The following is a 25,374-nucleotide window of genomic DNA, read 5'->3' as shown; positions in this document are numbered from 1 at the left end:
TTGCAGGTCCCCCTTGTGTTACTTATTACGTTTAATATAGTCTAATAAACGTTCAATATCCCATGTGTTAATCACGTTATCTTTTTGAATCCAACCTTTACGTGCTGCTGCTACACCTGTTTCCATATCTTCTAACATTTCAAGTGTATGAGCATCTGTATTAATCGCTACTTTTACACCAGCATCTTGTGCTTGTTTTAATAATTTCGCGCTTAAATCTAGACGGTTCGGATTCGCATTTAATTCTAAAACTGTATTTGTCTCTTTTGCGAGTTCAATTAATAAATCTGTATCTACATCATAACCCTCACGGCGCCCGAGAAGACGTCCTGTCGGATGAGCAATCATTGTGACATGTTTATTCTCAAGTGCAGTACGCAGACGCTTCATGATCGTTTCACGGTCTTGTGAGAAGCTAGAGTGAATCGCTCCAATGACATAGTCTAATTCTTCTAATACTTCATCATCAAAATCAAGCGAGGCATCTGGTAAAATGTCCATTTCAATTCCGCGTAAAATTGTAATGTCTGGATACTTTTCATTCATACGTTCAATTTCTTTCGCTTGCTCACGAAGACGCTCTTTCGTTAAACCATTCGCTACTTTTAAGTATTGCGAGTGATCAGTAATCGCCATAAACTTATATCCACGAGCACGGCACGCTTGTACCATTTCTTCAATAGAAAAAGCACCGTCACTCCAAGTTGTATGCATATGTAAATCACCTTGTATATCGGAAAACTGAATTAAGTTCGGATACTCTTTAATTAATTCAATTTCTTTTCCATCTTCACGCACTTCTGGCGGAATAAATGGTAGACCGAAATGAGCAAAGAAGTCTTCTTCAGTCTCAAATGTTTTCACTTCACCTGTTTCTAAGTTCTCTACACCGTACTCACTAATTTTCTCGCCTTTATCTTTTGCGATTTGACGCATTTTTACGTTATGGTCTTTTGATCCTGTGAAATGGTGAAGTGTTGTAATAAACTCTTCTGGTTTTACTAAGCGGAAATCGATTGAAATATCATATTCATATTGAAGACGAACAGAAACTTTCGTATCCCCACTTGCGATTACCTCAATCATATTATCGAATTGTAGTAAATGCTCACGTACCGCTGCTGGTTCTGTCGTTGCAATGATAAAATCTAAATCTTTCACTGTTTCTCTCGCGCGGCGCAAACTACCAGCGCGAGAGAAACGAATTACTTCAGCAATATTCGACAATTTCTCCTCTATTTCCCCGGCAATAGGCAATACCATCGCAATTGGTAAACGCTCTGGACGAGAGCCTACTTGATCGATTGCTTCTAATATTTTCTCTTCTGTCTTCTTACCGAAACCAGCTAAAGCTTGTACTTTATTTTCCTCACAAGCAGCTTTTAACGTCTCCATATCAATAACGCCTAGCTCTTTATATAACTTAGCCACCTTTTTACCACCAAGACCTGGTAGTTTTAATAACGGCAATAAGCTACTTGGTACTTCTTTTTCAAGTTCTTGTAATACTTCAGATGTTCCCGATTCTATATATTCTTGAATAACTGCTGCTGTTCCTTTTCCGATGCCCGGAATCTTCGTGAAATCTTCAATTTCAGAAAGACTACGATCGTCACTTTCTAATGCTGCTGCCGCTTTACGAAATGCAGATATTTTAAATGGATTCGCGCCTTTTAGTTCCATAAAAAGCCCGATTGTCTCTAATAATTTGATAACTTGTTTTTTATTTACTTTCATCATTACCCCGCCTTTCTTTCATAGAAAAAAACTTCTCTTTCCGAAAAAAGAGAAGTTATACTCTGCTACCTGTCTGCCATAGTTCCTTCACCTTTTCAGATAGAATCGGTGTATCGTCTACAATTATTTTGCTAATTGATGATTTTTGTAATGGTGTTTGTACTTGTTCAATCGGAAGAATGTTTCCAATGATAATTAAGACAAACAAAACAATATATACTTCTAAAAATCCGAGGATTGCCCCGGCAAACGCATTTACTTGCTTTAAAACCGGTATTTCTGCAAACATATTTAACAAATTACCAAGTAATGAAAGTGCTATTTTTGTAATAATAAACAATATGATAAACGCAAGCGCTTGATAAAATACTGTCTCAATATTATTTGCATCAATCCATTCTGGAACAGATACGTTTTTATCAAATGGATACGGAATAAATTTCGCAAGTGCTGGCGCTAAATCTTTACAGTACCAGTATGCAACAAGGTATGCGATAATAAAGCTTGTTAACTTTACAAGTTGCAGAATAAACCCTCTGCGTAAGCCGAGGAAAAATCCCATAACAAGCAGTAAAATGATAATAATATCAATCATGTTATTCCATTCCTTTTTTTGTCATACTTTCTTTCAATTTCTCATGTTCTTCTTTTAATTTTATGTAATCGTGTATGACGTTTACCGCCGTCAATACCGCTAGTCTACTCGTGTCAAGCGAAGGATTCTTGGCATTGAGTTCGCGCATTTTATCATCCACAATCGCTGCTACCATGCGGATATGACTTGTACTTTCATCGCCAACAACTGAATATTGCTGACCATAGATTTCTACATTAATTCGACTTTTCTTTCCCTTTTGTTGTGACAACTCACCGGCCTCCAATCACGTACAGAATCCTAAAGTTTATCATACCATGAACCTTCATAATATGGAAACAGAAAGAACAATCCGATATGATAAAAATAACAATATAAAAAAAGGGGCGACCATTATGTCAAATTCTATCGTAATTCAAACAAATTCTACAGTAATTGAAGACATGAAACAACAATATAAACATTCGCTTAGCCCGAAAATTCCGCAAGGCGGTATCTTTATGGCTAAGGTGCCATCTTGCACGATTACAGCGTATAAATCTGGAAAAGTAATGTTCCAAGGAGGCCGCGCTGAAGCAGAAGCTTCTCGTTGGCAAACTGTCTCTCAAAGACCAAAAACAACTGTAAAAAAACCTGTCGATTCCCATCGTTATGCGCCGCCTGCTTCCATCAGTACAATGTCTATTGTAGGGTCTGATGAAGTTGGTACGGGAGATTTCTTTGGACCGATGACAGTCGTTGCTGTATATGTGGATGCAAAGCAAATTCCACTACTAAAAGAACTTGGTGTAAAAGACTCTAAAAACTTAAATGACGATCAAATTACTGCCATTGCGAAACAACTTCTACACGTTGTTCCTTACAGCTCTCTTGTCCTTCATAATGAAAAATATAACGAGCTATTTGATAAAGGAAACAACCAAGGTAAGCTAAAAGCCTTGCTACATAATAAAGCTATTACAAACTTATTAGCGAAAATGGCACCTACAAAACCTGAAGGCGTCTTAATCGATCAATTCACACAACCTGATACATACTATAAATATTTAGCAAAACAAAAACAGGTACAGCGTGAAAATGTTTATTTCGCTACGAAAGGTGAAAGCGTCCATTTAGCAGTAGCCGCTGCTTCTATTTTAGCTCGCTACTCATTCGTAAAACAGTTTGACGAACTAAGTAAAAAAGCTGGTATGCCACTTCCAAAAGGTGCTAGTAAACAAGTTGATATCGCTGCTGCTAAATTAATTCAAAAGCTTGGTAAAGAACGATTACCTGAGTTTGTGAAACTGCATTTCGCTAATACGGAGAAGGCGCTTCGCTTATTAAAATAGTATCGACAAAAACAGGAGCCTACAAACTCCTGTTTTTTGTTTCATCCTACTATTGTCCTTATAGTTTTGTTATAATTATAATATGCAGATTATTCTAACATAGGAGGAGATCTACATTGCTACTTCTACAAATGATTCTAAATATTTTACTAGGCGATCCACACGAAAGACAGTTCGAAATTAGAGAAAACATTCAGCTACTAAGTGAACAACCAGCGTTCAACGATTTAATAGAGCGTTATGGTCGATCTTTCTTATTAAACTTTCGGATTCGAAGATTTATCGGGAAACACGATGCACGCTTGTTAATACATAATCCAACAAAACTACAACACTTCTGTGAAGAACTTGAATGTATGATTAGAAAAAGGAGTTTTTTCATATGAACGCTGTAAAAGTTAAAAAGATATTATATGTTTTCGTACACCTCGTAGGCCCACTTTCTTACTTCACTATTTCTACCATTTGGGGAGCTTTTTTCACTACTAAATCCACATTCGAAAATATATCTGATAATCTTGGCATGATGGCCATCTATTACGTGTTCATGAGTTTACTGTGGTTTTTCTATTTAGATCGATTAGACAAAGACATAAATAAGATTACAAAAGAAATTAACGATAATAAGATGTAACACATAACAAAGGAGAGCCCTTAAGACTCTCCTTTGTTATGTTAGCTTCGTTTCTGCTTCTTATTTGATGAAGATACTTTATGAGAACCTGTTTCATGTGTCGTCGTTCCTTGTCCTTCAACTTCTGGAGAACCTAGGCTTGATCTTGAATGATCTTTTTTCACTTTTTTACTCATTTATATTCACCCCTTCGCGTTACTTTTTGCTACGGGAGAATAAACTATACAAAATAAAAAAGCGAGAGGAAATCCTCTCGCTTTTTTCATATTTTAGAATTCAGAAGAACCTGGAGTTCTTGGGAATGGAATTACGTCACGGATGTTAGCCATGCCAGTGATGTACATTAGGAAGCGCTCGAAACCTAGACCAAATCCAGCGTGTTTTGTACCGCCGTATTTTCTAAGTTCTAAGTACCACCAGTAGTCCTCTTCGTTCATACCTAATTCTTTAATTCTGTCTACTAAAACGTCCATTCTTTCTTCACGTTGGCTTCCGCCGATTAATTCGCCGATGCCAGGAACTAGAAGGTCAGTAGCAGCTACTGTTTTACCGTCTTCATTCAAACGCATGTAGAATGCTTTAATGTCTTTTGGATAGTCAGTTACGAATACAGGGCGTTTGAAGATTTCTTCTGATAAGTATCTTTCGTGCTCTGTTTGTAAGTCAATTCCCCATTCTACTGGGTATTTGAAGTCAGCACCTGATTCTTGAAGCACTTTAATTGCTTCTGTATAAGTGATGCGACCGAAGTCAGAGTTAATTACGTTGTTCATGCGCTCAAGAACTGTTTTATCAACGAAGCTGTTGAAGAATTCCATTTCTTCTGGTGCATGCTCTAATACGTATTTCATTGCATATTTCAGCATATCTTCTGTAAGGTTCATTACGTCCCCTAGTTCAGCGAATGCAATCTCAGGCTCAACCATCCAGAACTCAGCAGCGTGGCGAGTTGTGTTTGAGTTTTCTGCACGGAATGTAGGTCCGAATGTGTATACGTCACGGAATGCTAATGCATAAGCTTCAGCGTTCAGCTGTCCACTTACTGTTAAGTTTGTTTCTTTACCGAAGAAGTCTTTTGACTCATCAACTTTTCCGTCTTCACCTTTTGGTAGGTTATTTAAATCTTGCGTTGTTACGCGGAACATTTCGCCAGCACCTTCTGTATCACTACCAGTGATGATTGGTGTGTGAACATGTACGAATCCACGCTCTTGGAAGAATTGGTGAATCGCAAATGCTGCGATAGAACGTACGCGGAACGTTGCAGAGAATGCATTTGTTCTTGGACGTAAGTGAGCGATTGTACGTAAGTATTCAAACGTATGACGTTTCTTTTGAAGTGGGTAATCAGAATCTGATAAGCCCTCGATATCAATTTTTTCTGCTTTAATTTCAAATGGTTGCTTCGCTCCAGGCGTTGCAATTACTTTACCTTCTACTTTAACTGAAGAGCTAAGTGGAAGTTTTGCAATTTCTTTGAAGTTCTCTAATTCTGTATCGAAAACGATTTGAACGCTTTTGAAGAAGCTACCATCGTTTAATTCGATGAAACCAAATGCTTTTGAATCACGTAAGTTACGAATCCACCCTGATACTTGTACTGTTTGATCTGCATACTTTTCTGTATCTCTATACAGACTTTTTACTAATGTGTTTTCCATAGTGAAATTCTCCTTTGCTCATATATTTAAATACAAAAAAACCTTTCATCCATAAAGGGACGAAAGGTTAAACTTCGCGGTACCACCCAATTTGTCATAAAGACCAACTTTAACTCGTATGTAATACATACTTCCCGGTTTATAACAGGCCGGATTCCCGTCTAAGCCTACTCTTGAATATAAGATTCAATTTCGGTTAGCAACTCCAAGGTGTTCTTCACATATACCGCCTCATCAGGCTCTCACCATCCCTGACTCGCTTTGGATTATAGTATATACTACTTTTCCTTATCATCGTCTTTCATTTTGTTAAACTAAAATTAATGTACTACATTCGAGAGAAAGATGCAAGGTGCCAAAAAATATATGAGCGATTTTTGTAATATATCGACTTACCGATAGTGTCCGACAACCAATCCAATAAAAAAATTGCCGGAATGAATCCGGCAATTTTCTAATTACTTACGTAACTCCGCACCGAATTTCTCTTCTACCGTTGTTAGTACACGGTTATGTGCTTCTGTTACTTCTTCGTCTGTTAATGTACGTTCTGCATCGAAGTAAGTCATAGAGAATGCAAGTGATTTCTTGCCTTCTTCCATTTTTTCACCTTCGTATAAGTCGAATAATGTTACATCTTTCAGAAGTTCTCCGCCAGCTTCAGCAATGACTTGCTTCATTTCACCAGCTTTTGTTTCTTTTGTTACTACAACAGCCATGTCACGTGTCATAGATGGGAAACGTGGAATTGCTGCGTAGTAAGTTTCTTCAGCGTCTGCACCGAATACTTTTACAAGAGATAATTCAAATACGAATGTATTTTTCACATCTAATTGTTTTTCTGCTTCTGGGTGCAATTGACCGATGAAACCAATTACTTCGCCATCCAATACGATGTCAGCTGTACGGCCTGGGTGCATACCTTCACGTTTTGCTGGTGCATATGTGATTTGGTTTGAAACGCCAAGCACGTCGAATAGTCCTTCTAGTACACCTTTCACAACGAAGAAGTCTACTACTTTCTTCTCACCTTGCCATGCATGGTGAAGAGCAAGACCTGTCATAACACCTGCAAGATGTTGTTCTTCTTTCGGAAGTTCTCCTTCTTCTGTCGGTAAGAAGATAGAACCTACCTCGTATAAAGCAACGCTGTCGTTTTTACGAGCGACATTGTATGAAACTGCTTCTAGTAATTGCGGTACTAAGCTTAAACGAAGTTGGCTACGTTCTTCACTCATTGGAAGTGCAAGACCTACAGGCGCCTTTTCGTTTGGCTCAACCATATATTGTTTCGCTTTATCAGCGCTTGTTAATGAATACGTGATTGCTTCATATAAACCAGCACCCTCTAAGAAGCGGCGTACTTTACGACGTTTCGTTTGTGCTGATGTTAATTTACCACGAGTCATCGTTCCAGAAGGTAATGTAACTGGAATATGGTCATAACCGTATAAACGGCCCACTTCTTCTACTAAGTCTTCTGAAATTGTAATATCAGGACGACGTGCTGGTACATTTACATGGAATGTTCCTTCTACTTCTGTGAATGGGAATTTCAAGTTTGTGAACATTGTACCCATTTCACTCGCAGAAATATTTGTACCTAATACACGGTTTACTTTTTCAGCAGTAACAGATACTGTACGCTCTTGTACTTGTAAGTTGTCAGCTTCTACTACACCTTCAAGTGCTTCACCGCCAGCATATTTCGCCATTAAAGCAGCTGCGTGTTGAATTGCTTCAAATGTACGTGTTGGGTCGATTCCTTTTTCGAAACGTGCACTTGATTCACTACGAAGGCCTAAGTCTTTTGATGTACGACGTACTGTTTGACCTGCAAAGTATGCAGACTCAATTAGAACGTTTACTGTCTCATTTGTAACTTCAGAATCCGCCCCGCCCATTACACCAGCAACAGCTAAAGCTTTCGTGCCGTTTGTAATTACAAGGTGGTGGCTTTGTAATGTACGCTCTTGATCATCTAACGTTTCAATTTTTTCGCCTTCTTTTGCAAGACGAACAACGATTTCTTTTGAACCTAATTTATCGTAATCGAATGCATGTAACGGTTGACCGTATTCCATTAAAATGTAGTTTGTAATATCAACTACGTTGCTAATCGGACGGATGCCAGCTGCCATAAGACGAGTTTGCATCCACATTGGTGACGGACCAATCTTTACGTTTTTAACCATTTTTGCAATGTATAATGGGTTTTCTTCTTTCGCTTCTACACTTACAGAAATATAATCAGAAGTTTTTTCTGCTGTTTCTTGTAAGTCGATAGCTGGAAGTTTTACTTCGCGGCCATAAATAGCAGCTACTTCGTAAGCAACACCTAACATGTTTAAGCAATCTGCACGGTTTGGTGTTAAGCCAAGCTCAAGCACTTCATCGTGTAAGTTTAAAATTTCAAGTGCATCTGCACCAACTTCAGCGTCACTTGGGAAGATGAAGATACCATCTGCGTATTCTTTTGAAACTAACTTGCCATCAATACCAAGCTCTTGAAGAGCACAAACCATACCGTGAGAAGCTTCACCACGTAGTTTTGCTTTTTTAATTTTGAAGTTGCCAGGAAGTACAGCTCCAACTTTTGCAACTGGTACTTTTAAACCTTTTGCAATGTTAGCAGCTCCACAAATAATTTGAACTGGCTCTTCTTCACCGATATCGATTAAGCATTTGCTTAATTTATCAGCTTCTGGGTGTTTTTCACATTCTAATACGTGACCAACTACAACACCTTTTACACCTTTATTTAATACTTCAACGCCTTCTACTTCAATACCACTTTTCGTGATTTTGTCTGCTAGTTCTTGTGCTGTTACATCTTTAATATCTACATACTCTTGTAACCAACGATATGATACGAACATATTTATCCTCTCCTTCCCTTACGCTCGTTTGAATTGTTGTAAGAAACGTACATCATTTGTATAGAAATGACGAATGTCATCTACTCCGTATTTCAACATTGCGATACGCTCTGCGCCCATACCGAATGCGAAACCTTGATATTCTTTTGAATCATAACCAGCCATTTCAAGTACGTTCGGGTGAACCATACCTGCGCCTAGAATTTCAATCCAGCCAGTTCCTTTACAAGTGCCGCAACCTTTGCCATGACACATCATACAAGAAATATCCATCTCTACAGATGGCTCTGTGAATGGGAAGAAACTTGGACGAAGACGGATTTCACGATCTTCACCGAACATCTTTTTCACGAATACTTGCAGTGTACCTTTTAAGTCACTCATACGAATGTTTTTATCAATTACAAGACCTTCAATTTGCATGAACTGATGTGAATGCGTCGCATCGTCGTCATCACGGCGATACACTTTACCAGGACAAATAATTTTAATCGGGCCTTTTTCTTTATTATTTTCCATCGTACGTGCTTGCACAGAAGATGTATGTGTACGTAGTAACGTTTCTTCTGTAATGTAGAATGTATCTTGCATATCACGTGCTGGGTGATCTTTCGGTAAGTTTAGTGCTTCGAAGTTGTAGTAGTCTTTTTCTACTTCTGTTCCTTCAGCTACTTCATAACCCATACCGATGAATACATCTTCAATTTGCTCAACAACAGCTGTTAACGGATGGTGACAACCTGTTTCAACAGGACGACCTGGCAGTGTAACATCGATTGTTTCAGTAGCTAATTTCGCTTCGATTACCGCTTTTTCTAAGTTACTAATTTTGTCATCTAAACGCGTTTGAATCGCTTCACGCACTTCATTTACTAATGCTCCCATACGTGGACGCTCTTCTGCTGACAATTTTCCCATGCCGCGTAATACTTCTGTAATTGGGCCTTTTTTTCCTAAATACGCTACGCGTACGTCGTTTAAGCTCTTTAGCTCTTTCGCTTCTTCAATAAGCTCTAACGCTTTTTGCTTTAGCTCTTTTAAACGTGCTTCCATTTTGGAACCCTCCTAATTTTAAAAATAAAAAAACCTCGCTCCCAAAAAGGGACGAGGTAAATTCGCGGTACCACCCTAAATTGACAGAACAAGTCTGCCCACTCATTAGTTATAACGATCAATTCTGACCGGAACGCCTTTACATATACATGGTCCTGGCGTCAACTCCAGAGGTGAATTCACTTCCGTCTACCATAAGAATGCTTTCAGTCTACGGCACTCTCTCCCTATATGGCGATTTTGTAAGTTACTCTTCTCTATCAACGTTTTTCGTTATTTAACTTTTAATATAATGTACTTCAACTTATTATAAGAAGTTTTTTATTTGTTCGCAACCGGGCTTTGCAAATAATACGTTAAAATCCCTGCTGCAACCGCAACATTTAATGATTCTGCCCCGCCGTAAATCGGAATATACAAGTTTTGATCCGTTTTTGCAAGAATTTCTTGGCGTACGCCGTTCCCTTCATTTCCTACAATTAATGCAAAACTGCCAGCCGGCGTTACTTCACCATACGGAACTCCATTTTCAAGAGCTGTTCCATATACAGGAACGTTATTTTCTTTTAACTTGTCTACCCATTCTTCTAAGTTCCCTTTTACAATTGGCAAGTGGAAAATAGAGCCTTGTGTAGAGCGGAGTACTTTACTATTGTAAACATCAACACAACCTTCTCCAAGCACAACGGCGTGAATACCAGCTGCATCAGCTGTACGAATAATTGTTCCTAAATTACCTGGGTCTTGCAGGCCATCTAATAAAAGGAATTTCCCATCAGTAAGAGCTACTTCTTTCTCATGCTTCTCACAAACAGCAAATACACCTTGCGTCGTTTCTGTTTCACGAAGTATTTTTACAATCGCCTCAGGTACGATATACATTTCCACATCATTAACTGTCCAATCTTTCGGAAGGTCTGTCTGATCTGAAACGATAAGTTCTGTTACAATCCCTGTCTTCAAAGCTTCCTCGACTAAGTGGAATCCTTCTACAAAAAATAAACCTTTTTTATCGCGTTCTTTTTTCGTTTGCAGCTTTTTCCACTGCTTTACACGCGGATTTTGTACTGAATCAATGTTTTTCATAATATGTATTTCCCTCTCTTCTTGTCTTATCATTATAGCCTATTTTTCATACATATTTACATAAAAAAGAACAAAAACTAACGTCAGTTTCAATTCTGAAGAAGAGGTGAAAGCAATGAGTTTTAATTTACGCGGTGCCGTATTAGCGAATGTATCTGGAAATTCACAAGATCAATTACAAGAAACAATCGTCGATGCAATTCAAAGCGGTGAAGAAAAAATGCTTCCAGGTCTTGGCGTTTTATTTGAAGTCATTTGGAAAAACGCTGATGAAAATGAAAAGCACGAAATGTTAGAAACACTAGAGCAAGGATTAAAAAAATAAGCAATTTGAAAATCACCTTTGCATCAGCTAAGGTGATTTTTTTGCGGAAAATTTTTTTCTTCTCCTAAACATTTCTACTTTACTAACGAACTATGATGGAGTACAATGTTCAAAATACATTTAAACCGATCGATTTTTCTTCATATACACCATAAGATAAAAGGAGTGAATGTTTTATGCACCGTATTACGCTTGAACAAATTTTTAAACACCACATTACACAAAAATACGTAAACCGTTCTGGAATGGTCCACGCGATCGCTGTCGCTTACCATGCGTTTCACCTAGCCAAAAAGCATCACGCCTCAGTCGATGCTGCCACAAAAGCTGGCTTCCTTCATGATATCGGACATCATACGTGGTACACAGGCGGCGAATGGGATTATGACTTATATAAAAAGAATGATATCCATGCAATTAAAGGCGCTGAAAGAGCACATAAATTACTTATTAGATTAGGAGAACATCCAAAACTAGCAAAAGAAATTTCTATTGCAATTCTTCTTCATACAGATTCTTTCTTAGTGGAACAAGAAATTGAAAGAACATCTCTTCAAAATATTATTAAATGGGCAGATGAAGCAGATGAAGAACCGGGCGGAGCGCATCATTATCGAACAATTTCTTATGAAAAAGCACTTAAAGCAATTCAGCAATTAGATCGATTGGTAGAGCGTGAATTGCAAATAGAGCAAGCAAAATTGAATAACAAGACAGAACATAGTTATCAATGAGAAAGAGGCATCACTACAGGGTGATACCTCTTTTATTATTTTGTGGAAAATACACCTTTATATGTAATATTTAAATATTACGCCTGAAAACAAAATGCCTTATAATTAAATATACAAATATAAAGAGGTGATTCTACATATGCAACCCGCTACACAACTTTCTAATGAACAGAAATACTCTATGTCATGGGGACAATTTATTAGCTCCGTTGTATTCGCTTTTTTCGGAACCGGACTTATTACTGTGTTCCTCGCAATGCCCTTAACAATTTATACAGCTGGTCTTACAGATAAAAAACAAATTGCCCTGTATGAATCTATCGTAAATACTGCAAGTATTGTATTACAGCTAGCCGTGTTGTTATTCTTCATTTTTAAATTCGAACCCGCAAAAAAATTACTACTACAATCATTTAACTTTAAAGCACTGAGAGAATGGCGTACATACGTATACTTACTTCTTTTCTTCGCTATAAACATTTTACTCAATTACATCTTGTTAAATTATGTGTTCCAAGACGCAACAAAACAGCAATCTTCCGCACTAAACTTAGATGTCTTTAAGCAGTATCAAATATTATTACTTCTCGGCTTTGCAATACTCACACCAATTTTTGAAGAGCTTATTTTCCGTGGCTTTATACTTCGCTTTTTCTCAGAACGCTTTCCATTTTGGATTGCAGCGATTATAACAAGCTTCTTCTTCGGTATCGCTCATACATACTCACTTGGCGTAATGGTCATTACTTTCTTCATGGGATTATTAATGGCTATTTTATGTAAAAAAACAAAATCCATTATTCCAGCTATGTTATTTCATATTATGAATAATTTGTTGGCATTCTTGAATTAGAAAGAGGTATCCTCACGATACCTCTTTTATTAATTCGTATGATCACTTCTCATCTCTATCAATTTATACATATTTATTAATAACATCCAAAATAAACCTCATGTAGTAAAATATAACTTAATTCATATAAAGGAGTTTACATATGTTCAGTGTTATTTGGATGCTTTTCACGCCACTTCTCTTACTATGCGGGATTGCTGGTGGTATTTTTTTAATAGTAACAGGAATTAAATATCGGAAATTACTCGTTGGTTTAATGGGGCTACTTAGCCTATCCTTTGTCACACTACCTTTTGTTTTTTTAAGTATAGGAATTAATATGGATACAATCTTCCCCATTCCAACTGCTCTTTACTGGGCCCTATTCTCTTTAACTGGATTATTAGCAGGGATACGTGGATTCCAAGCAAAAATTAAAAGTATACGTAATATGGGATTCATTATTTTTACCATTGGAATATTAGGGGTTATCTTCTGGGTACTCATGTCTGTAGGTGATTGATTCTATATATAACTTTTTTCGAAACCCACAAATCGCAGGTAATACAGAAGTGTTCGGAATATTAACTTGGATGATTTTAGCTCTTACTTTAATGTTATGCCAATTCAGCATTGGTATTTTTTTAATTATTGCTGGTTTCATTAGCATATCGCTTATCGTTGTTCCTATCGTTTGTATAGGTTCTGGAATAGATTTAGAGGAGGTGGTTCCAATTTCGGGAACTTTATATTGGTGCCTGTTCTCTTTAGCTGGACTATTAGCTATTATAAGCGGCAGGCAAATATCGAGTATTTGTTCTATGGGGACGATTTTGTTTATAACAGGGCTGTGCTCCATAACTGGTTATCATCTTTTATATGTTACTGCATAAAAAAGCACAAAAAAGCAGGGAAATTAATTCCCTGCTTTTCTATTTGGTTTATTGCCTGATTGTAAGAAGAACGATAACACCCAAGCGATACCTGCTAGTATCGTTGCGATTAAGAAGGCATCGTTAATACCGTTAATTGCAGATAGCTTTGAAATTTGTCCATATAATAGTTGTGTGCTCATCGCATCTCCTGCTTGAGCCGATCCAGCTAAGGCCGCTAAGCTTTGGCCCATGCCGTGTACTTTATCAACTAAAATTGGGTTGGATGTTGTTAACATATTGCCGTAATCTGCTACGTGAGCAGTTGTTTGTTGCGTCATAAGTGTGATTAAAATCGCTGTTCCGATTGAACCTGCTACTTGTCTTGACGTATTTTGCGTTGCTGTACCGTGAGAAATTAATTTCATCGGCAGTGCGTTCATACCAGCTGTCATAATTGGCATCATAATGAATGACATACCAATTGAACGTATAATATAATCCGTCATAATAACGCTATACGGTGTATCCATCGATAATTTTGTAAATTCATATGTCGCATACGTCGTAATTGCCAATCCAATTATCGCTAATGGACGAATGCCATATTTATCGAATAATTTACCCGCTACTGGTCCCATGATTCCCATAATTAATGATCCTGGAAGAAGTAGTAAACCAGATTCAATTGGCGTAAAGCCACGAATGTTTTGCAGATATACTGGAAGTAATAACATACCTCCAAATAGTGCCATCGTTACGATTGCGTTAATTACTAAAGTAAAAGTAAATACTGGATATTTAAATACTTGTAAATCAAGCATTTTATTGTCCGTTGTTAACTCTCTCCAAATAAATAACGCTAAACCAATTACACCGATAACAAGTGAAATAATGACTTCTGCACTAGTCCAACTATTATTTCCAGCTTCACTAAATCCGTACAATAAGCTTCCTAGTCCAATACTTGAACTAACCACACCGAATATATCTAATTTCGTTTTAGACACTGGCTGAGCTAGTGTAAAGAATTTTAAAGATAGGAACGTAATAATTAAACCGATAATAAACATCGCATAGAACATTACATTCCAGCTATAATTTTCAATCACCCAACCTGTTACAGTTGGTCCGATAGCTGGTGCTAAAATCATTGCTACACCTAGTAACCCCATCGCTGCTCCGCGTTTATGAGGCGGGAATAATGTCATGAAGATATTCATACCAACCGGCATTAAAATACCCGCACCAACTGCTTGAATTACACGGCCTGTCATCATCATTGTAAAGTTTCCTGAAGTAGCACAAATGATAGATCCTACCGTAAAGAATAACATTGCGGCTACGAATAATTTACGATACGTAAATCGTGAAACTAAAAAGGCACTAATCGGTACTAAAATACCATTTACAAGCATGAAGCCTGTAATTAACCATTGTGCTGTTGAAGTTGATACGTTAAATTCATTCATTAACGGAGGTAATGCAACGTTAATGATTGTTTGGTTTAAAATAGAAACGAACATGCCGAGAATTAATACAGCTACAACTGCTTTTACATTCACATTCTCTACAGGCGTAGACATTTGTTTTTTCGGCACTTCTTTTTCTTGTTTTACTTCTTCTTGCTTTCCTTCTTCTTGCTTTCCTGTTTCTAACTCAACTACATTAGAAATTTCCGATTCTTGCTTTCGTTCAATTTCTTTCTCTTCTGTTTCAACTTTACTTACTTCTATTTTACTTACGGTTGGGACTTGTTCTTCTCCCATTTTCGTTTTTTTCTTTCGTAAAAGACGATTTACAAGGAAGAAGACGATTATACAAAATAGTGCATATCCTGCAATTACAATTGAGGACATCTCATCTCCCCCTTACTTATGAATACGAACTGTCACATTCATGCCAGGAACAATATTTACTGATTTGCTATGGTCTAAAGAAATTTTAACTGGTACTACTTGTGTTACTTTCGTATAGTTCGCTGTTGCGTTGCTTGATGGCAACATAGAGAATGTATTCGCTGTTGTTAAGCCAACTTGTTCTACTTTTCCTGTTAACGTTGTATCTGGGTATGCATCTACATACACATCTACATCTTGACCTTTTTGAACATCATCAACATCTGTTTCTTCAATGTTTGCTGTTACCCATAAATTGTTCATATCGAATGCGTAAGCAATCGGGCTACCAGCTCCAACGAAAGCATTTGTTGTTGCGTTTGATTGTACAACCGTTGCATTTTGTGGAATTGTTACATCTACTGTTTGTTCTCCATTAGCTGCCGCTACAGTAACAGTACCTAGTTTATCGTTCTCATTATAATTTTTTCCTACTTCAGCTTTCCAGTCAGTTAGTTTACCTGCCACTGGTGAAGCAACCGGAATTACCTTTCCATCAATCTTTGCATTGTCTGTTTTTAAGTAATTTTCCGTTTGGTTGTAATAGTAATAACCGCCAATACCGCCGCCAACTAGTACAATTAATGTGATAATGTTGATAATTACCATTCTTCGAAACTGATTCATTGCATTCCTCTCCTTATATCGCATATAATTTTTTTCTAAACTATTTATGTCCTTATTGTTTAGATTGTTTAATTGTTAATTATATTAACCTTTTAACAAAAAAATCACACCATCTGCAGCATAAATCGAAATTTATCTACCTGCGAGCGGTGCTGATTTCTGAAGGACTATCGTTTATAATTATAAATAATTATTTTGAATCTACAACCGACAATTTACGTATGAAATGTCGCTTAAACAACAATATAATACCAATATGTTGTTTAAGTATAGAAAATTAAACGAGGAGAAGAAAAATGTCTATTAAAAATACAAATGATCCACGTGTAAAGCGAACGAGACAACTCATTCAGGATGCTTTTGTCGCTTTAGTAGGCGAAAAAGGCTTTGAAAATGTAACTGTTCAACATATTGCAGAACGCGCTCCTGTAAATCGCGCTACATTTTATAGCCATTACCATGATAAATATGACCTATTAGACAAAAGTATTGAAGAAATGTTAGAGAAGCTAGCAGAAGTAATTAAACCGAAAAATAGAAATAAAGAAGATTTTCAACTTACATTCGATTCACCTCACCCTACATTTTTGGCTTTATTCGAACATATCGCAGAAAATGTAAACTTTTATAACGTTATGCTTGGGGATAAAGCTGCCGGAAACTACTCTTATAAAATGATGAAAACAATACAAGTGCATTTAACATTAAGCTTGTCTATTTCACAACCAGATGATGAAGATCTTATGGTTCCTCGTGATATTTTGATTAGTTATGTGACAGGGGCTCACATCGGAATGATTATGTCATGGTTAAAAAGAGGAATGATATATACTCCGCATTTTATGGCGATGCAATTAACTCGTTTAATTATTTTAGGCGCTCATACTGCAGCAGGATTAGAACGGCCTTTTTAAAACATAAAAAAGCGAAGGAGAATCTCCTTCGCTTTTTCTATTAATTAAATGTAATGTTATGTACAGCCTCTTTATCAAGACGTTTAATAACTTCTACAATTAACTTCACTGCATTTTCATAATCATCACGGTGTAACATTGCCGCATGAGAATGGATATAGCGCGTTGCAATTGTAATTGCCATAGAAGGAATACCATTTATAGCAATGTGAATCGCACCCGCATCCGTTCCTCCGCCCGCTACCGAATCATATTGATACGGGATTTGTAATTCATCAGCAACATCAACTACGAAATCACGTAAACCTGTATGTCCAATAACAGAAGCATCATATAAAATGATTTGTGGTCCATCGCCCATTTTACTTTGCGCTTCTTTTGACGTTACACCCGGTGTATCTCCAGCGATACCAACATCTACTGCGAACGCGATATCTGGTTTAATATAATTCGCAGATGTTTTTGCGCCACGAAGACCGACTTCTTCTTGTACAGTTCCAACGCCGTATACAACGTTTGGATGCTTTTCATCTTTTAATTGTTTTAATACGTCAATTGCAATTGCACAACCGATTCGGTTATCCCATGCTTTTGCAAGTAACATTTTTTCATTCTTCATCACTTGGAATTCAAAGTAAGGTACAACTTGATCTCCTGGTCGTACGCCCCACTCCATCGCTTCTTCTTGGCTAGAAGCACCGATATCGATGAACATGTCTTTAATTTCAACTGGCTTTTTACGAGCTTCTGGAGGTAAGATGTGCGGTGGTTTTGAACCAATTACACCTGTTACATCTCCTTTACGCGTTACAATCGTCACGCGTTGCGCAAGCATAACTTGTGACCACCAGCCACCAACCGTTTGGAAGCGAAGGAAACCTTTGTCATCGATTTGTGTAATCATAAATCCAACTTCATCTAAATGACCTGCAACCATAATTTTCGGGCCGTTTTCTTCCCCTACTTTTTTCGCAACTAAACTCCCTAAATTATCAGTAGAAAGTTCGTCCGCAAACGGCTCGATATATTTCTTCATTACTTCACGTGGTTCACGTTCGTTACCAGCAATACCACGTGCATCCGTTAATTCTTTTAGCATTGTCAATGTCGCGTCTAATTTTGTCATTGCCAACACCCTCCTTTTTCTTCAGTCAATTCATTATACAATAATTAAATTGAAATATTCAAAAATTAAATTAGTATCCTTGTGTTTGACGCTGATGATTTACTTCATTTTTATCTAAATATGCTTTTTCAATCTCTTCTTGCTCAAATTCAAGTGCTTGTCCGAGTCGAAGGTAGCTCGTAAATAATTCAATATAGTTTGTAATAGATGGTTGATCTGTAAAACGAATTACTTTCGCATATGTGTCTAAGAAAATTTCCACTTGTGTTTTATTCGTTTGTGCACATTTATAGAATAGGAAGTTTTTATCAATACCTAAATCAATGCCGATTGATAAAATAAAATGCAAACCATCTACGTATTCTTCTAATATTACTTCACGTTCCGAAGCTGGTTTGTTGCTCCAATATTTAAAACAACGTGTTTCATTTGCAAGTTCTCCAATTTCTACAAGAAGAGCTAACATTTTTTCTTTTAACAATTTTTTCGGTTGTAAGTCATGTTCTTTTGCAATACGGTCATCTAATTCTTTTTGTAATTTAAATAGTTGTAGTAAGTCCATTCTATTGTCCTCCTCCAACATCGCATTTTACGCAACAATGTTGTTTCATCTCAAAGTTCATTATTATGTTTCAGTTCTTATGAATAAGTCAGCTATCTACCTCTTTATAAAATAGCTTGTCCTTAATTTACAAATACGTTTCAGTCATCACTCTTAAATTGTTCATCTGATGAAAGTTCCATATCATCTTTCCATTATAGCAGTGTCGTTTCGGCTAGGAAAGATACTCTTCTTTCCAAACGAGCAGAATTGAAAAAAGCCAGGAGTATTCTCCTGACTTCATATGTATATTCTTCTATACTGCTATAACTTTTATATTGATTTTGTCATATTGATAACGACATAGCCGTTAATCTTTAGAATTTCTTTCACTTCTAACTTCTATTTGAATACAAATAAAAAAACCTTAGAAGAAAATTCTTCTAAGGTTTCAACTAATTAATTAGTTAATGTTGTTTTTTGCAACTGTTGCTAATTCAGCGAAAGCTTTTTCGTCATGAACAGCTAAGTCAGCAAGCATCTTGCGGTTAACTTCGATGCCAGCATTTTTAAGACCGTGCATTAAGCGGCTGTAAGAAAGACCATTCATACGAGCTGCTGCGTTGATACGTGTAATCCATAATTTACGGAAGTCACGTTTCTTTTGACGGCGGTCACGGAATGCATACATTAGAGATTTCATAACCTGTTGGTTAGCAACCTTGAATAATGTATTTTTTGAACCGTAGTAACCTTTTGCTAATTTAATTACTTTTTTACGACGTTGACGAGTAACTGTACCACCTTTTACTCTTGGCATAATATTACCTCCTAATTGTTCTATATATCAGCCGAACTTATTTTAAGTTGTCAAGCATTTGACGAATGCGTTTGAAGTCACCAGCGCTTACTACACCAGCTTTACGTAGTTTACGTTTAGCTTTTGTAGATTTGTTAGCGAATAAATGGCTTGTGTAAGCGTGAGAACGTTTCAGTTTACCTGATCCAGTCTTTTTGAAACGCTTTGCAGCGCCGCGATGAGTTTTTTGTTTAGGCATAGGTATTTCCTCCTCTATCTATTACTTATCGTTTTTCGGTGCTAAAACTAAGAACATACTGCGTCCTTCCATTTTAGGCTTAGATTCAACTGTACTAACTTCAGCACAAGCTTCTGAGAAGCGATCTAAAACACGTTGACCGATTTCTTTATGAGTAATGGCACGTCCTTTAAAGCGAATTGACGCTTTAACCTTGTCGCCTTTCTCTAAAAACTTGATAGCATTACGAAGTTTTGTGTTAAAGTCGTGTTCATCAATTGTTGGACTTAAACGAACTTCTTTCATGCTAATTACTTTTTGATTTTTGCGCTGCTCTTTTTCTTTCTTCTGTTGCTCAAAGCGGAATTTACCGTAGTCCATAATGCGGCATACTGGCGGTTTCGCATTTGGAGCAACTAATACTAAATCAAGATTAAGATTTGCAGCTAAGTCTAAAGCGTCATTACGAGACTTGATTCCAAGTTGATCGCCATTTGCGCCAACTAAACGTACTTCACGTGCACGAATTTGCTCGTTAATCATCATATCCTTGCTAATAGTAAGCCACCTCCAAGGTTTTCTCAGAACATATTTTGTAGTCATAGAACCCGAACAAAAAAAGTGCGGGCATACGACACCCACACTTGTAAAATCTTAAGTAAGAAATACATTTACCTGTTAACTGCGAATGCGTCCATCAGGTGAGAAGCGGGTGCTTCTACTTGTTCCACAAAACAATATTCTATTATCCTTGATGAGTTTATCATAGGACATGACGTCTGTCAAGAAGACGCGATGTGTTTTACTAACAACAAGAAACATTGTAACAAACAACTAACATACTTGCAATACTTTTTTATGATAAGTGTTACATGGTTATTTTTTCTAATTTTTCTCAAGTATATTACATAAAAAAGCCGCGGTATACCGCGGCTTTTTCTTATCGTTTTCCTTCTACTTTAATCATGTCAACAAAAGCATCTAATGCGATTGTTTCTGATTTTTGTTCACCATATTTACGTACGTTTACGCCGTTTTCAGTTACTTCATTGTCACCTACTACAAGCATGTACGGAATTTTTTGCATTTGTGCTTCACGGATTTTGTAACCGATCTTCTCTTCACGAGTGTCTAATTCAACACGGATACCAGCACGACGCAATTCGTCTTGTACTTTCTTCGCATAGTCTAAATGTACTTGCGGAGAAACTGGAATTACTTGTACTTGAACTGGAGCTAACCATGTTGGGAATGCACCTTTGTATTCTTCAATTAAGAAGGCTACAAAACGTTCCATAGTTGATACAACACCACGGTGAATTACAACTGGACGATGTTGTTTACCGTCTTCACCAACGTATGATAATTCAAAGCGTTCTGGAAGTAAGAAGTCTAATTGTACAGTTGAAAGTGTTTCGTCTTTTCCAAGAGCAGTACGAACTTGAACATCAAGTTTTGGACCGTAGAATGCCGCTTCACCTTCAGCTTCATAGTAATCAAGACCCATTTCATCCATAGCTTCTTTTAACATACCTTGTGCTTTTTCCCACATCTCATCATCCGCATAATACTTTTTAGTATCTGCTGGGTCGCGGTAAGATAGACGGAATGAGTAGTTCTCTAAACCGAAATCTTTGTACACTTCTAGAGTTAAGTTTACAACACGTTTTAACTCTTCTTTAATTTGATCTGGACGAACGAAAATGTGCGCATCGTTTAAAGTCATTCCGCGTACACGTTGCAATCCAGATAACGCACCTGACATTTCATAACGGTGCATTGTTCCAAGTTCTGCAATACGGATTGGTAATTCACGGTAGCTGTGAATATCATTTTTATAAACCATCATATGATGAGGACAGTTCATTGGACGAAGAACTAATTCTTCGTTATCCATTTCCATTGATGGGAACATGCCATCACGGTAGTGGTTCCAGTGACCAGAAGTTTCATAAAGCTCTCTGCTTCCTAGTACTGGAGTATATACGTGATCATAGCCTAAGCTTGCTTCTTTATCAACGATGTAACGCTCGATAATGCGGCGGATTGTTGCACCTTTTGGTAACCAAAGTGGTAAACCTTGTCCTACTTTTTGGCTATTAGTAAATAGTTTTAATTCTTTACCTAATTTACGGTGATCGCGCTCTTTCGCTTCTTCAAGCATACGTAAGTGCTCATCTAATTCTGCTTTCTTAACGAATGCAGTACCGTAAATACGTTGTAGCATTTTATTATTGCTATCGCCGCGCCAGTAAGCACCTGCAACGCTTAATAATTTAAACACTTTAATTTTTCCTGTAGATGGAAGGTGAACACCACGACAAAGGTCGAAGAATTCGCCTTGCTCATAGATTGAAATAACTGCATCTTCTGGAAGATCGTTAATTAAATCTAATTTTAACTCATCGCCGATTTCTTCAAAGCGACGAATTGCTTCTGCACGTGGTACTTCATGACGAACGATTTCTAAGTTCTCGTTCACGATTTTTTGCATTTCTTTTTCGATTTTCTTGAAGTCTTCAACTGTAATTGCTTCTTCCATATCAATATCGTAGTAGAAGCCATTTTCAATTACTGGACCAATGCCAAGCTCAACCTTAACATCTTTATATAAACGTTTTAACGCTTGTGCTAAAAGGTGGGCTGTTGAATGGCGTAAAATATATAGGCCATCTTCAGAATCTAATGTAATGATAGAAACTGCACCATCTTCTTCGATTGGTGTAACAAGATCGATCATCTCATCATTTAATTTTCCAGCTACAGCTTTTTTCTTTAAGCCTGGGCTAATAGAAGCTGCGATTTCTTCAGTTGTTACGCCTTTTGGAAACTCCTTCACAGCTCCATCAGGGAAAGTAATTTTAACTACATCTGCCATCACTGGTCACTCCTCTTTTTCTCAAAATAAAAAACACTCATCCCGTAAAAAGGGACGAGTGTTGAATTCGTGGTTCCACCCTTGTTCCAATTAACATAATTGTTAATTGCTCAAGTTCAACATAACGGTGTTGTCCGTTAGCAATTACTAGAAAAACCGTTCACTGCTAAAGTTTAGAGGTGGTAAGTAATAATCCCGTACTAGGAAGCTCACACCCTAAGGCTTCCCTCTCTGAAAATCGTAGAAAACTACTCATGTCCTCATCATGACATTTCAATATATTTCATTTATGTAGGTAATTATATGCTCAAAAACTTAGAAAATCAAGGGCGTTACCTTTATTTTTTAAATTTTTCACATTGCGCTCAAAATCATGTAATCCATGTAATTGGACCCGTTCTTGGAACACATTTCGCAAAGTAATAATCATATTATGATCTTGTTCTTTCGTATATAAATAAATCTTTTTGGGCGAAATAGAAAGAAGCGGCGCAATTACTTTCGTATCAATATATACATCATTTTGCTTTAACAATTCCTCATCTATATATTGGACCAACTTCTCCTGTTTTAAACGTCTACCTTTATCATCATAAAAGATAAAGCTTTCATCAAAAATAAGATGCACACAAGACAAACGTGATTTACGGCTGCTTACTTGTTGCCGAAGCGTCTCAATGAACATTTGGTATTCTTGCTCCATCTTATATTCATCAATTGCCACTTCCGCAAGTTTAGCCACCATTTCCCTATATGTACGAAGACGAAAACGGATATATGATGAAAACGAGAATGAGAGCGGATCACAAAGCCAATTGTTTAAAGAAGACTTAATATATGACTCAAATGCGTTACGCGTTAAATCCTGAGCTACACCTTTTCTTCTTCCCTTTAAAATCTCATGTGCCATGTGCAATATTTGATGACACTCTTCTTGTTCTTCATAAAAAAACTTTTCTTTTAAAATCGTATAAATCCACTCATTTTGTTTCACATTCACAATGAAATACACCATTACTGGCAATAAGATCTTTTCAATATAATTCGATTCACGTACTGGTATGTGAATCACCACTTTTTGTTCCTGTAAATACACACTCGTTTCCTTATATAATACTTCCGCTCTTTTCAGCAATTGTCTATATACGTGCATAGCATCATTTTTTTCTTCGAAGCAAATTTCAATCACTTTTGTCCCCCCTTTTATCCCCGCTCTAAAGGACTGTATCTATACGTTACAAATCCTATAAGAGTCCGTCCCGCGTGAAGTTCACTCTTAGTAGAATCACATTTCCTATTGTTAGAAAATCCACTCAATATGGCTTGCTAATTTTATATATATTAAGGGAGGGAGAAAAAAATGATACAAGCTACTATGAATTTTTATTGTATACTTTACTTATCAATAAAATTATGCATCTGAATGATTGAATATAAATTCGTAAAAGTCGAATTACATTGGGGGCACTCGCTCAAAACCAGCTGAAGACTACCAAGAAATTATTCAAGAACATGCTAGAGATGGCTGGAGGTTCGTACAGATTGTTGCCCCTACGATTGGCAGTTCTGGACAACCTGAATATTTCGACCTCATATTTGAAAAGAAAATATCACTATAATACAAAAGAGCAAGCTTCTCAGCTTGCTCTTTTACTTATGACGACGGTTTTTCCCACCAATTGGAATTGGTTTCGCTAAATATTTAATTCGCTCCATAATACGTGCTGCCTTCATTTCTTCAGCCTCACCACGCTGCGTATACGTTAAATGGTGTTCCAGTTGTTTAAAATCAAAATTAGACGTAAAGAACGTCGGTAAGTTTTCTAACATACGGAATTGCAAGATTGCACCAAGCACATCGTCACGCACAAAGCTTGACATCGCTTCTGCCCCGATATCGTCTAACATTAAAACTTGTACGCGTTTAACCGCATCAATCTTTTCACCAATCGAATTATCTTGAATTGAACTTTTAATTTCACGTAAAAATTCCGGGAAGTATACGAGCATCGAACTTATTTTCTTTCGAGCAAGCTCGTTCGCTATTGCTCCTAAAAGGTACGTTTTTCCTACACCAAATTTACCGTACAAATATAAACCTTGTGCTTTTTTACCTGGTTCATATGTACTTAAAAATTCATTCGCTGCACCAATCGCATCGATACGTGCATTTAAATCAGAAGGGTCTAAGTTTTCCATAGTTGCCTGTAAAATATCCGTTGGCATATATACACTTTGAACGAGTTTTTCATATTTCTTTCTCTCGTCATGCGCTACTTTTCTAACGCAGCGATCGTATTGAATATCAATCATCTTCCCTTGAATAACAAGCTTTGGCTCGTAACCTTGCAGCATATTTTTACATGAACCTAAATCCGGACAATCCACGCAACCTACACTTTGTCCAATATATTCATATAACTTCACAAGACTGCGCTCAATCATAGAAGTCGTTACTTCACCCTTATGTTCGTCTATAAATTCTTTCACACGCGGATGCGCCATTACTTCTGCCTTTAATACTTCATATCTATTTTTAAAGTTTTCATTTTCCATTAATTTTGCAAATGAATTTTGAATATGCTCCATTTTCTCACCTCAAAGAGCGTTCATT

27 protein-coding genes, 1 pseudogene and 4 other annotated features are annotated in these 25,374 nt (G+C 37.1%); of the genes and pseudogenes, 10 read left to right on the top strand and 18 right to left on the bottom strand.

The annotated features are described in order from the left end of the window. Positions 1 to 18 precede the first annotated feature (18 nt). Genes polX through zapA form a run of 3 tightly spaced genes read right to left on the bottom strand, consistent with a single transcriptional unit; the run spans position 19 to position 2,603 of the window. Entirely contained in the window at positions 19 to 1,737 is a 1,719-nt protein-coding gene (gene polX / locus CGQ22_RS01815; protein WP_000867512.1) for a DNA polymerase/3'-5' exonuclease PolX, read from the bottom strand. Between the two features lie 55 nt (positions 1,738 to 1,792). Next, a complete protein-coding gene (locus CGQ22_RS01810) occupies positions 1,793 to 2,332 on the bottom strand; it encodes a CvpA family protein (protein WP_000565412.1) in 540 nt (179 codons plus the stop codon). Position 2,333: 1 nt separating this feature from the next. Next, positions 2,334 to 2,603: a cell division protein ZapA gene (zapA, locus tag CGQ22_RS01805; protein WP_000082701.1), complete on the bottom strand. Its 270-nt coding sequence runs from the start codon at positions 2,601 to 2,603 to the stop codon at positions 2,334 to 2,336. A 124-nt stretch (positions 2,604 to 2,727) separates the two neighbouring features. Here zapA and rnhC point away from each other — a divergent pair, with 124 nt between their 5' ends. From rnhC to CGQ22_RS01790, 3 genes are all read left to right on the top strand, one after another. Next, the gene (rnhC, locus tag CGQ22_RS01800; RefSeq protein ID WP_000071571.1) at positions 2,728 to 3,663 is read left to right on the top strand and encodes a ribonuclease HIII; all 936 of its coding nucleotides are present in this window, start codon (positions 2,728 to 2,730) and stop codon (positions 3,661 to 3,663) included. 116 nt (positions 3,664 to 3,779) lie between these two features. Then, positions 3,780 to 4,049 carry a hypothetical protein gene (locus CGQ22_RS01795; RefSeq protein ID WP_000925538.1) on the top strand — a complete coding sequence of 90 codons (270 nt, stop codon included), beginning with the start codon at positions 3,780 to 3,782 and terminating at the stop codon, positions 4,047 to 4,049. Further along, positions 4,046 to 4,297: a hypothetical protein gene (locus CGQ22_RS01790; protein ID WP_000994744.1), complete on the top strand. Its 252-nt coding sequence runs from the start codon at positions 4,046 to 4,048 to the stop codon at positions 4,295 to 4,297. The genes CGQ22_RS01795 and CGQ22_RS01790 overlap by 4 nt, the downstream gene beginning before the upstream one ends. Positions 4,298 to 4,338: 41 nt before the next feature. On the opposite strand, the gene CGQ22_RS01785 is transcribed toward CGQ22_RS01790, so the two are convergent. From CGQ22_RS01785 to CGQ22_RS01765, 5 genes are all read right to left on the bottom strand, one after another. Further along, positions 4,339 to 4,473: a YuzL family protein gene (locus tag CGQ22_RS01785; RefSeq protein ID WP_000039594.1), complete on the bottom strand. Its 135-nt coding sequence runs from the start codon at positions 4,471 to 4,473 to the stop codon at positions 4,339 to 4,341. Positions 4,474 to 4,566: 93 nt separating this feature from the next. Then, positions 4,567 to 5,958: an asparagine--tRNA ligase gene (gene asnS / locus CGQ22_RS01780; RefSeq protein WP_000432177.1), complete on the bottom strand. Its 1,392-nt coding sequence runs from the start codon at positions 5,956 to 5,958 to the stop codon at positions 4,567 to 4,569. Positions 5,959 to 6,010: 52 nt separating this feature from the next. Further along, positions 6,011 to 6,262: a binding site (T-box leader), on the bottom strand. 154 nt (positions 6,263 to 6,416) lie between these two features. Further along, positions 6,417 to 8,837: a phenylalanine--tRNA ligase subunit beta gene (gene pheT / locus CGQ22_RS01775; protein WP_046945875.1), complete on the bottom strand. Its 2,421-nt coding sequence runs from the start codon at positions 8,835 to 8,837 to the stop codon at positions 6,417 to 6,419. An 18-nt stretch (positions 8,838 to 8,855) separates the two neighbouring features. Next, positions 8,856 to 9,890, bottom strand: a complete 1,035-nt coding sequence (pheS, locus tag CGQ22_RS01770) for a phenylalanine--tRNA ligase subunit alpha (RefSeq protein ID WP_000388226.1) — start codon at positions 9,888 to 9,890, stop codon at positions 8,856 to 8,858. 44 nt (positions 9,891 to 9,934) lie between these two features. Beyond that, positions 9,935 to 10,163: a binding site (T-box leader), on the bottom strand. A gap of 48 nt (positions 10,164 to 10,211) precedes the next feature. Next, positions 10,212 to 11,009 (bottom strand): TrmH family RNA methyltransferase, encoded by a 798-nt coding sequence (locus tag CGQ22_RS01765; protein WP_002026395.1) that lies wholly within the window; start codon positions 11,007 to 11,009, stop codon positions 10,212 to 10,214. 82 nt (positions 11,010 to 11,091) lie between these two features. Here CGQ22_RS01765 and sspI point away from each other — a divergent pair, with 82 nt between their 5' ends. The 5 genes from sspI to CGQ22_RS01740 all read left to right on the top strand — a co-directional run bounded on the left by sspI (position 11,092) and on the right by CGQ22_RS01740 (position 13,760). After that, positions 11,092 to 11,301 (top strand): small acid-soluble spore protein SspI, encoded by a 210-nt coding sequence (sspI, locus tag CGQ22_RS01760; RefSeq protein WP_000009509.1) that lies wholly within the window; start codon positions 11,092 to 11,094, stop codon positions 11,299 to 11,301. A 176-nt stretch (positions 11,302 to 11,477) separates the two neighbouring features. Beyond that, a complete protein-coding gene (locus CGQ22_RS01755) occupies positions 11,478 to 12,035 on the top strand; it encodes an HD domain-containing protein (protein WP_000554786.1) in 558 nt (185 codons plus the stop codon). Positions 12,036 to 12,174: 139 nt separating this feature from the next. Further along, a complete protein-coding gene (locus CGQ22_RS01750) occupies positions 12,175 to 12,888 on the top strand; it encodes a CPBP family intramembrane glutamic endopeptidase (protein WP_001182122.1) in 714 nt (237 codons plus the stop codon). A 142-nt stretch (positions 12,889 to 13,030) separates the two neighbouring features. Continuing rightward, the gene (locus tag CGQ22_RS01745) at positions 13,031 to 13,390 is read left to right on the top strand and encodes a DNA-binding protein (protein ID WP_089148234.1); all 360 of its coding nucleotides are present in this window, start codon (positions 13,031 to 13,033) and stop codon (positions 13,388 to 13,390) included. A gap of 49 nt (positions 13,391 to 13,439) precedes the next feature. Then, positions 13,440 to 13,760 carry a hypothetical protein gene (locus tag CGQ22_RS01740; protein ID WP_033673112.1) on the top strand — a complete coding sequence of 107 codons (321 nt, stop codon included), beginning with the start codon at positions 13,440 to 13,442 and terminating at the stop codon, positions 13,758 to 13,760. A gap of 23 nt (positions 13,761 to 13,783) precedes the next feature. Here CGQ22_RS01740 and CGQ22_RS01735 read toward each other — a convergent pair whose 3' ends face one another. Together CGQ22_RS01735 and CGQ22_RS01730 are read right to left on the bottom strand one after the other, a co-directional pair. After that, positions 13,784 to 15,598: a DHA2 family efflux MFS transporter permease subunit gene (locus tag CGQ22_RS01735; RefSeq protein ID WP_000095301.1), complete on the bottom strand. Its 1,815-nt coding sequence runs from the start codon at positions 15,596 to 15,598 to the stop codon at positions 13,784 to 13,786. A 12-nt stretch (positions 15,599 to 15,610) separates the two neighbouring features. Further along, positions 15,611 to 16,264, bottom strand: a complete 654-nt coding sequence (locus CGQ22_RS01730) for an HlyD family secretion protein (protein WP_001071419.1) — start codon at positions 16,262 to 16,264, stop codon at positions 15,611 to 15,613. A gap of 296 nt (positions 16,265 to 16,560) precedes the next feature. Between CGQ22_RS01730 and CGQ22_RS01725 the strand changes: the two genes are divergently transcribed. Further along, positions 16,561 to 17,178 (top strand): TetR/AcrR family transcriptional regulator, encoded by a 618-nt coding sequence (locus CGQ22_RS01725; protein ID WP_000023661.1) that lies wholly within the window; start codon positions 16,561 to 16,563, stop codon positions 17,176 to 17,178. 40 nt (positions 17,179 to 17,218) lie between these two features. Here the strand turns inward: CGQ22_RS01725 and CGQ22_RS01720 are convergent, their stop codons facing one another. The 7 genes from CGQ22_RS01720 to ytxC form a co-directional block, all read right to left on the bottom strand. Continuing rightward, positions 17,219 to 18,304 (bottom strand): M42 family metallopeptidase, encoded by a 1,086-nt coding sequence (locus CGQ22_RS01720; RefSeq protein WP_000163552.1) that lies wholly within the window; start codon positions 18,302 to 18,304, stop codon positions 17,219 to 17,221. A gap of 70 nt (positions 18,305 to 18,374) precedes the next feature. Next, on the bottom strand, positions 18,375 to 18,866 hold the full coding sequence (locus CGQ22_RS01715) for a dUTP diphosphatase (protein ID WP_000365050.1): 492 nt from the start codon (positions 18,864 to 18,866) through the stop codon (positions 18,375 to 18,377). A gap of 442 nt (positions 18,867 to 19,308) precedes the next feature. Further along, positions 19,309 to 19,665, bottom strand: a complete 357-nt coding sequence (gene rplT / locus CGQ22_RS01710) for a 50S ribosomal protein L20 (RefSeq protein ID WP_001138362.1) — start codon at positions 19,663 to 19,665, stop codon at positions 19,309 to 19,311. A 37-nt stretch (positions 19,666 to 19,702) separates the two neighbouring features. After that, the gene (gene rpmI, locus CGQ22_RS01705; protein WP_001125945.1) at positions 19,703 to 19,903 is read right to left on the bottom strand and encodes a 50S ribosomal protein L35; all 201 of its coding nucleotides are present in this window, start codon (positions 19,901 to 19,903) and stop codon (positions 19,703 to 19,705) included. A gap of 21 nt (positions 19,904 to 19,924) precedes the next feature. Further along, complete coding sequence (gene infC / locus CGQ22_RS01700; protein WP_000973215.1) at positions 19,925 to 20,428, bottom strand: translation initiation factor IF-3; 504 nt, start codon at positions 20,426 to 20,428, stop codon at positions 19,925 to 19,927. A 63-nt stretch (positions 20,429 to 20,491) separates the two neighbouring features. Further along, positions 20,492 to 20,612, bottom strand: a sequence feature (ribosomal protein L20 leader region). Between the two features lie 210 nt (positions 20,613 to 20,822). Beyond that, entirely contained in the window at positions 20,823 to 22,760 is a 1,938-nt protein-coding gene (thrS, locus tag CGQ22_RS01695; RefSeq protein WP_000786083.1) for a threonine--tRNA ligase, read from the bottom strand. A 47-nt stretch (positions 22,761 to 22,807) separates the two neighbouring features. Further along, positions 22,808 to 23,036 (bottom strand) — a binding site (T-box leader). A gap of 31 nt (positions 23,037 to 23,067) precedes the next feature. Beyond that, a complete protein-coding gene (gene ytxC / locus CGQ22_RS01690) occupies positions 23,068 to 23,949 on the bottom strand; it encodes a putative sporulation protein YtxC (RefSeq protein WP_000569629.1) in 882 nt (293 codons plus the stop codon). A gap of 234 nt (positions 23,950 to 24,183) precedes the next feature. Here ytxC and CGQ22_RS01685 point away from each other — a divergent pair. Continuing rightward, positions 24,184 to 24,379, top strand: a pseudogene (locus CGQ22_RS01685) (DUF4177 domain-containing protein). Positions 24,380 to 24,410: 31 nt separating this feature from the next. Here the strand turns inward: CGQ22_RS01685 and dnaI are convergent. Then, positions 24,411 to 25,349, bottom strand: coding sequence for a primosomal protein DnaI (gene dnaI, locus CGQ22_RS01680; RefSeq protein ID WP_000400104.1), 939 nt, complete (start codon positions 25,347 to 25,349; stop codon positions 24,411 to 24,413). Between the last annotated feature and the right edge of the window lie 25 nt (positions 25,350 to 25,374).

Origin of the sequence: Bacillus sp. M13(2017) (assembly GCF_002218325.1) — a bacterium.
GTDB classification, from domain to species: Bacteria; Bacillota; Bacilli; order Bacillales; family Bacillaceae_G; genus Bacillus_A; species Bacillus_A thuringiensis_K.
This window is presented reverse-complemented; position numbering and strand designations above follow the sequence as displayed.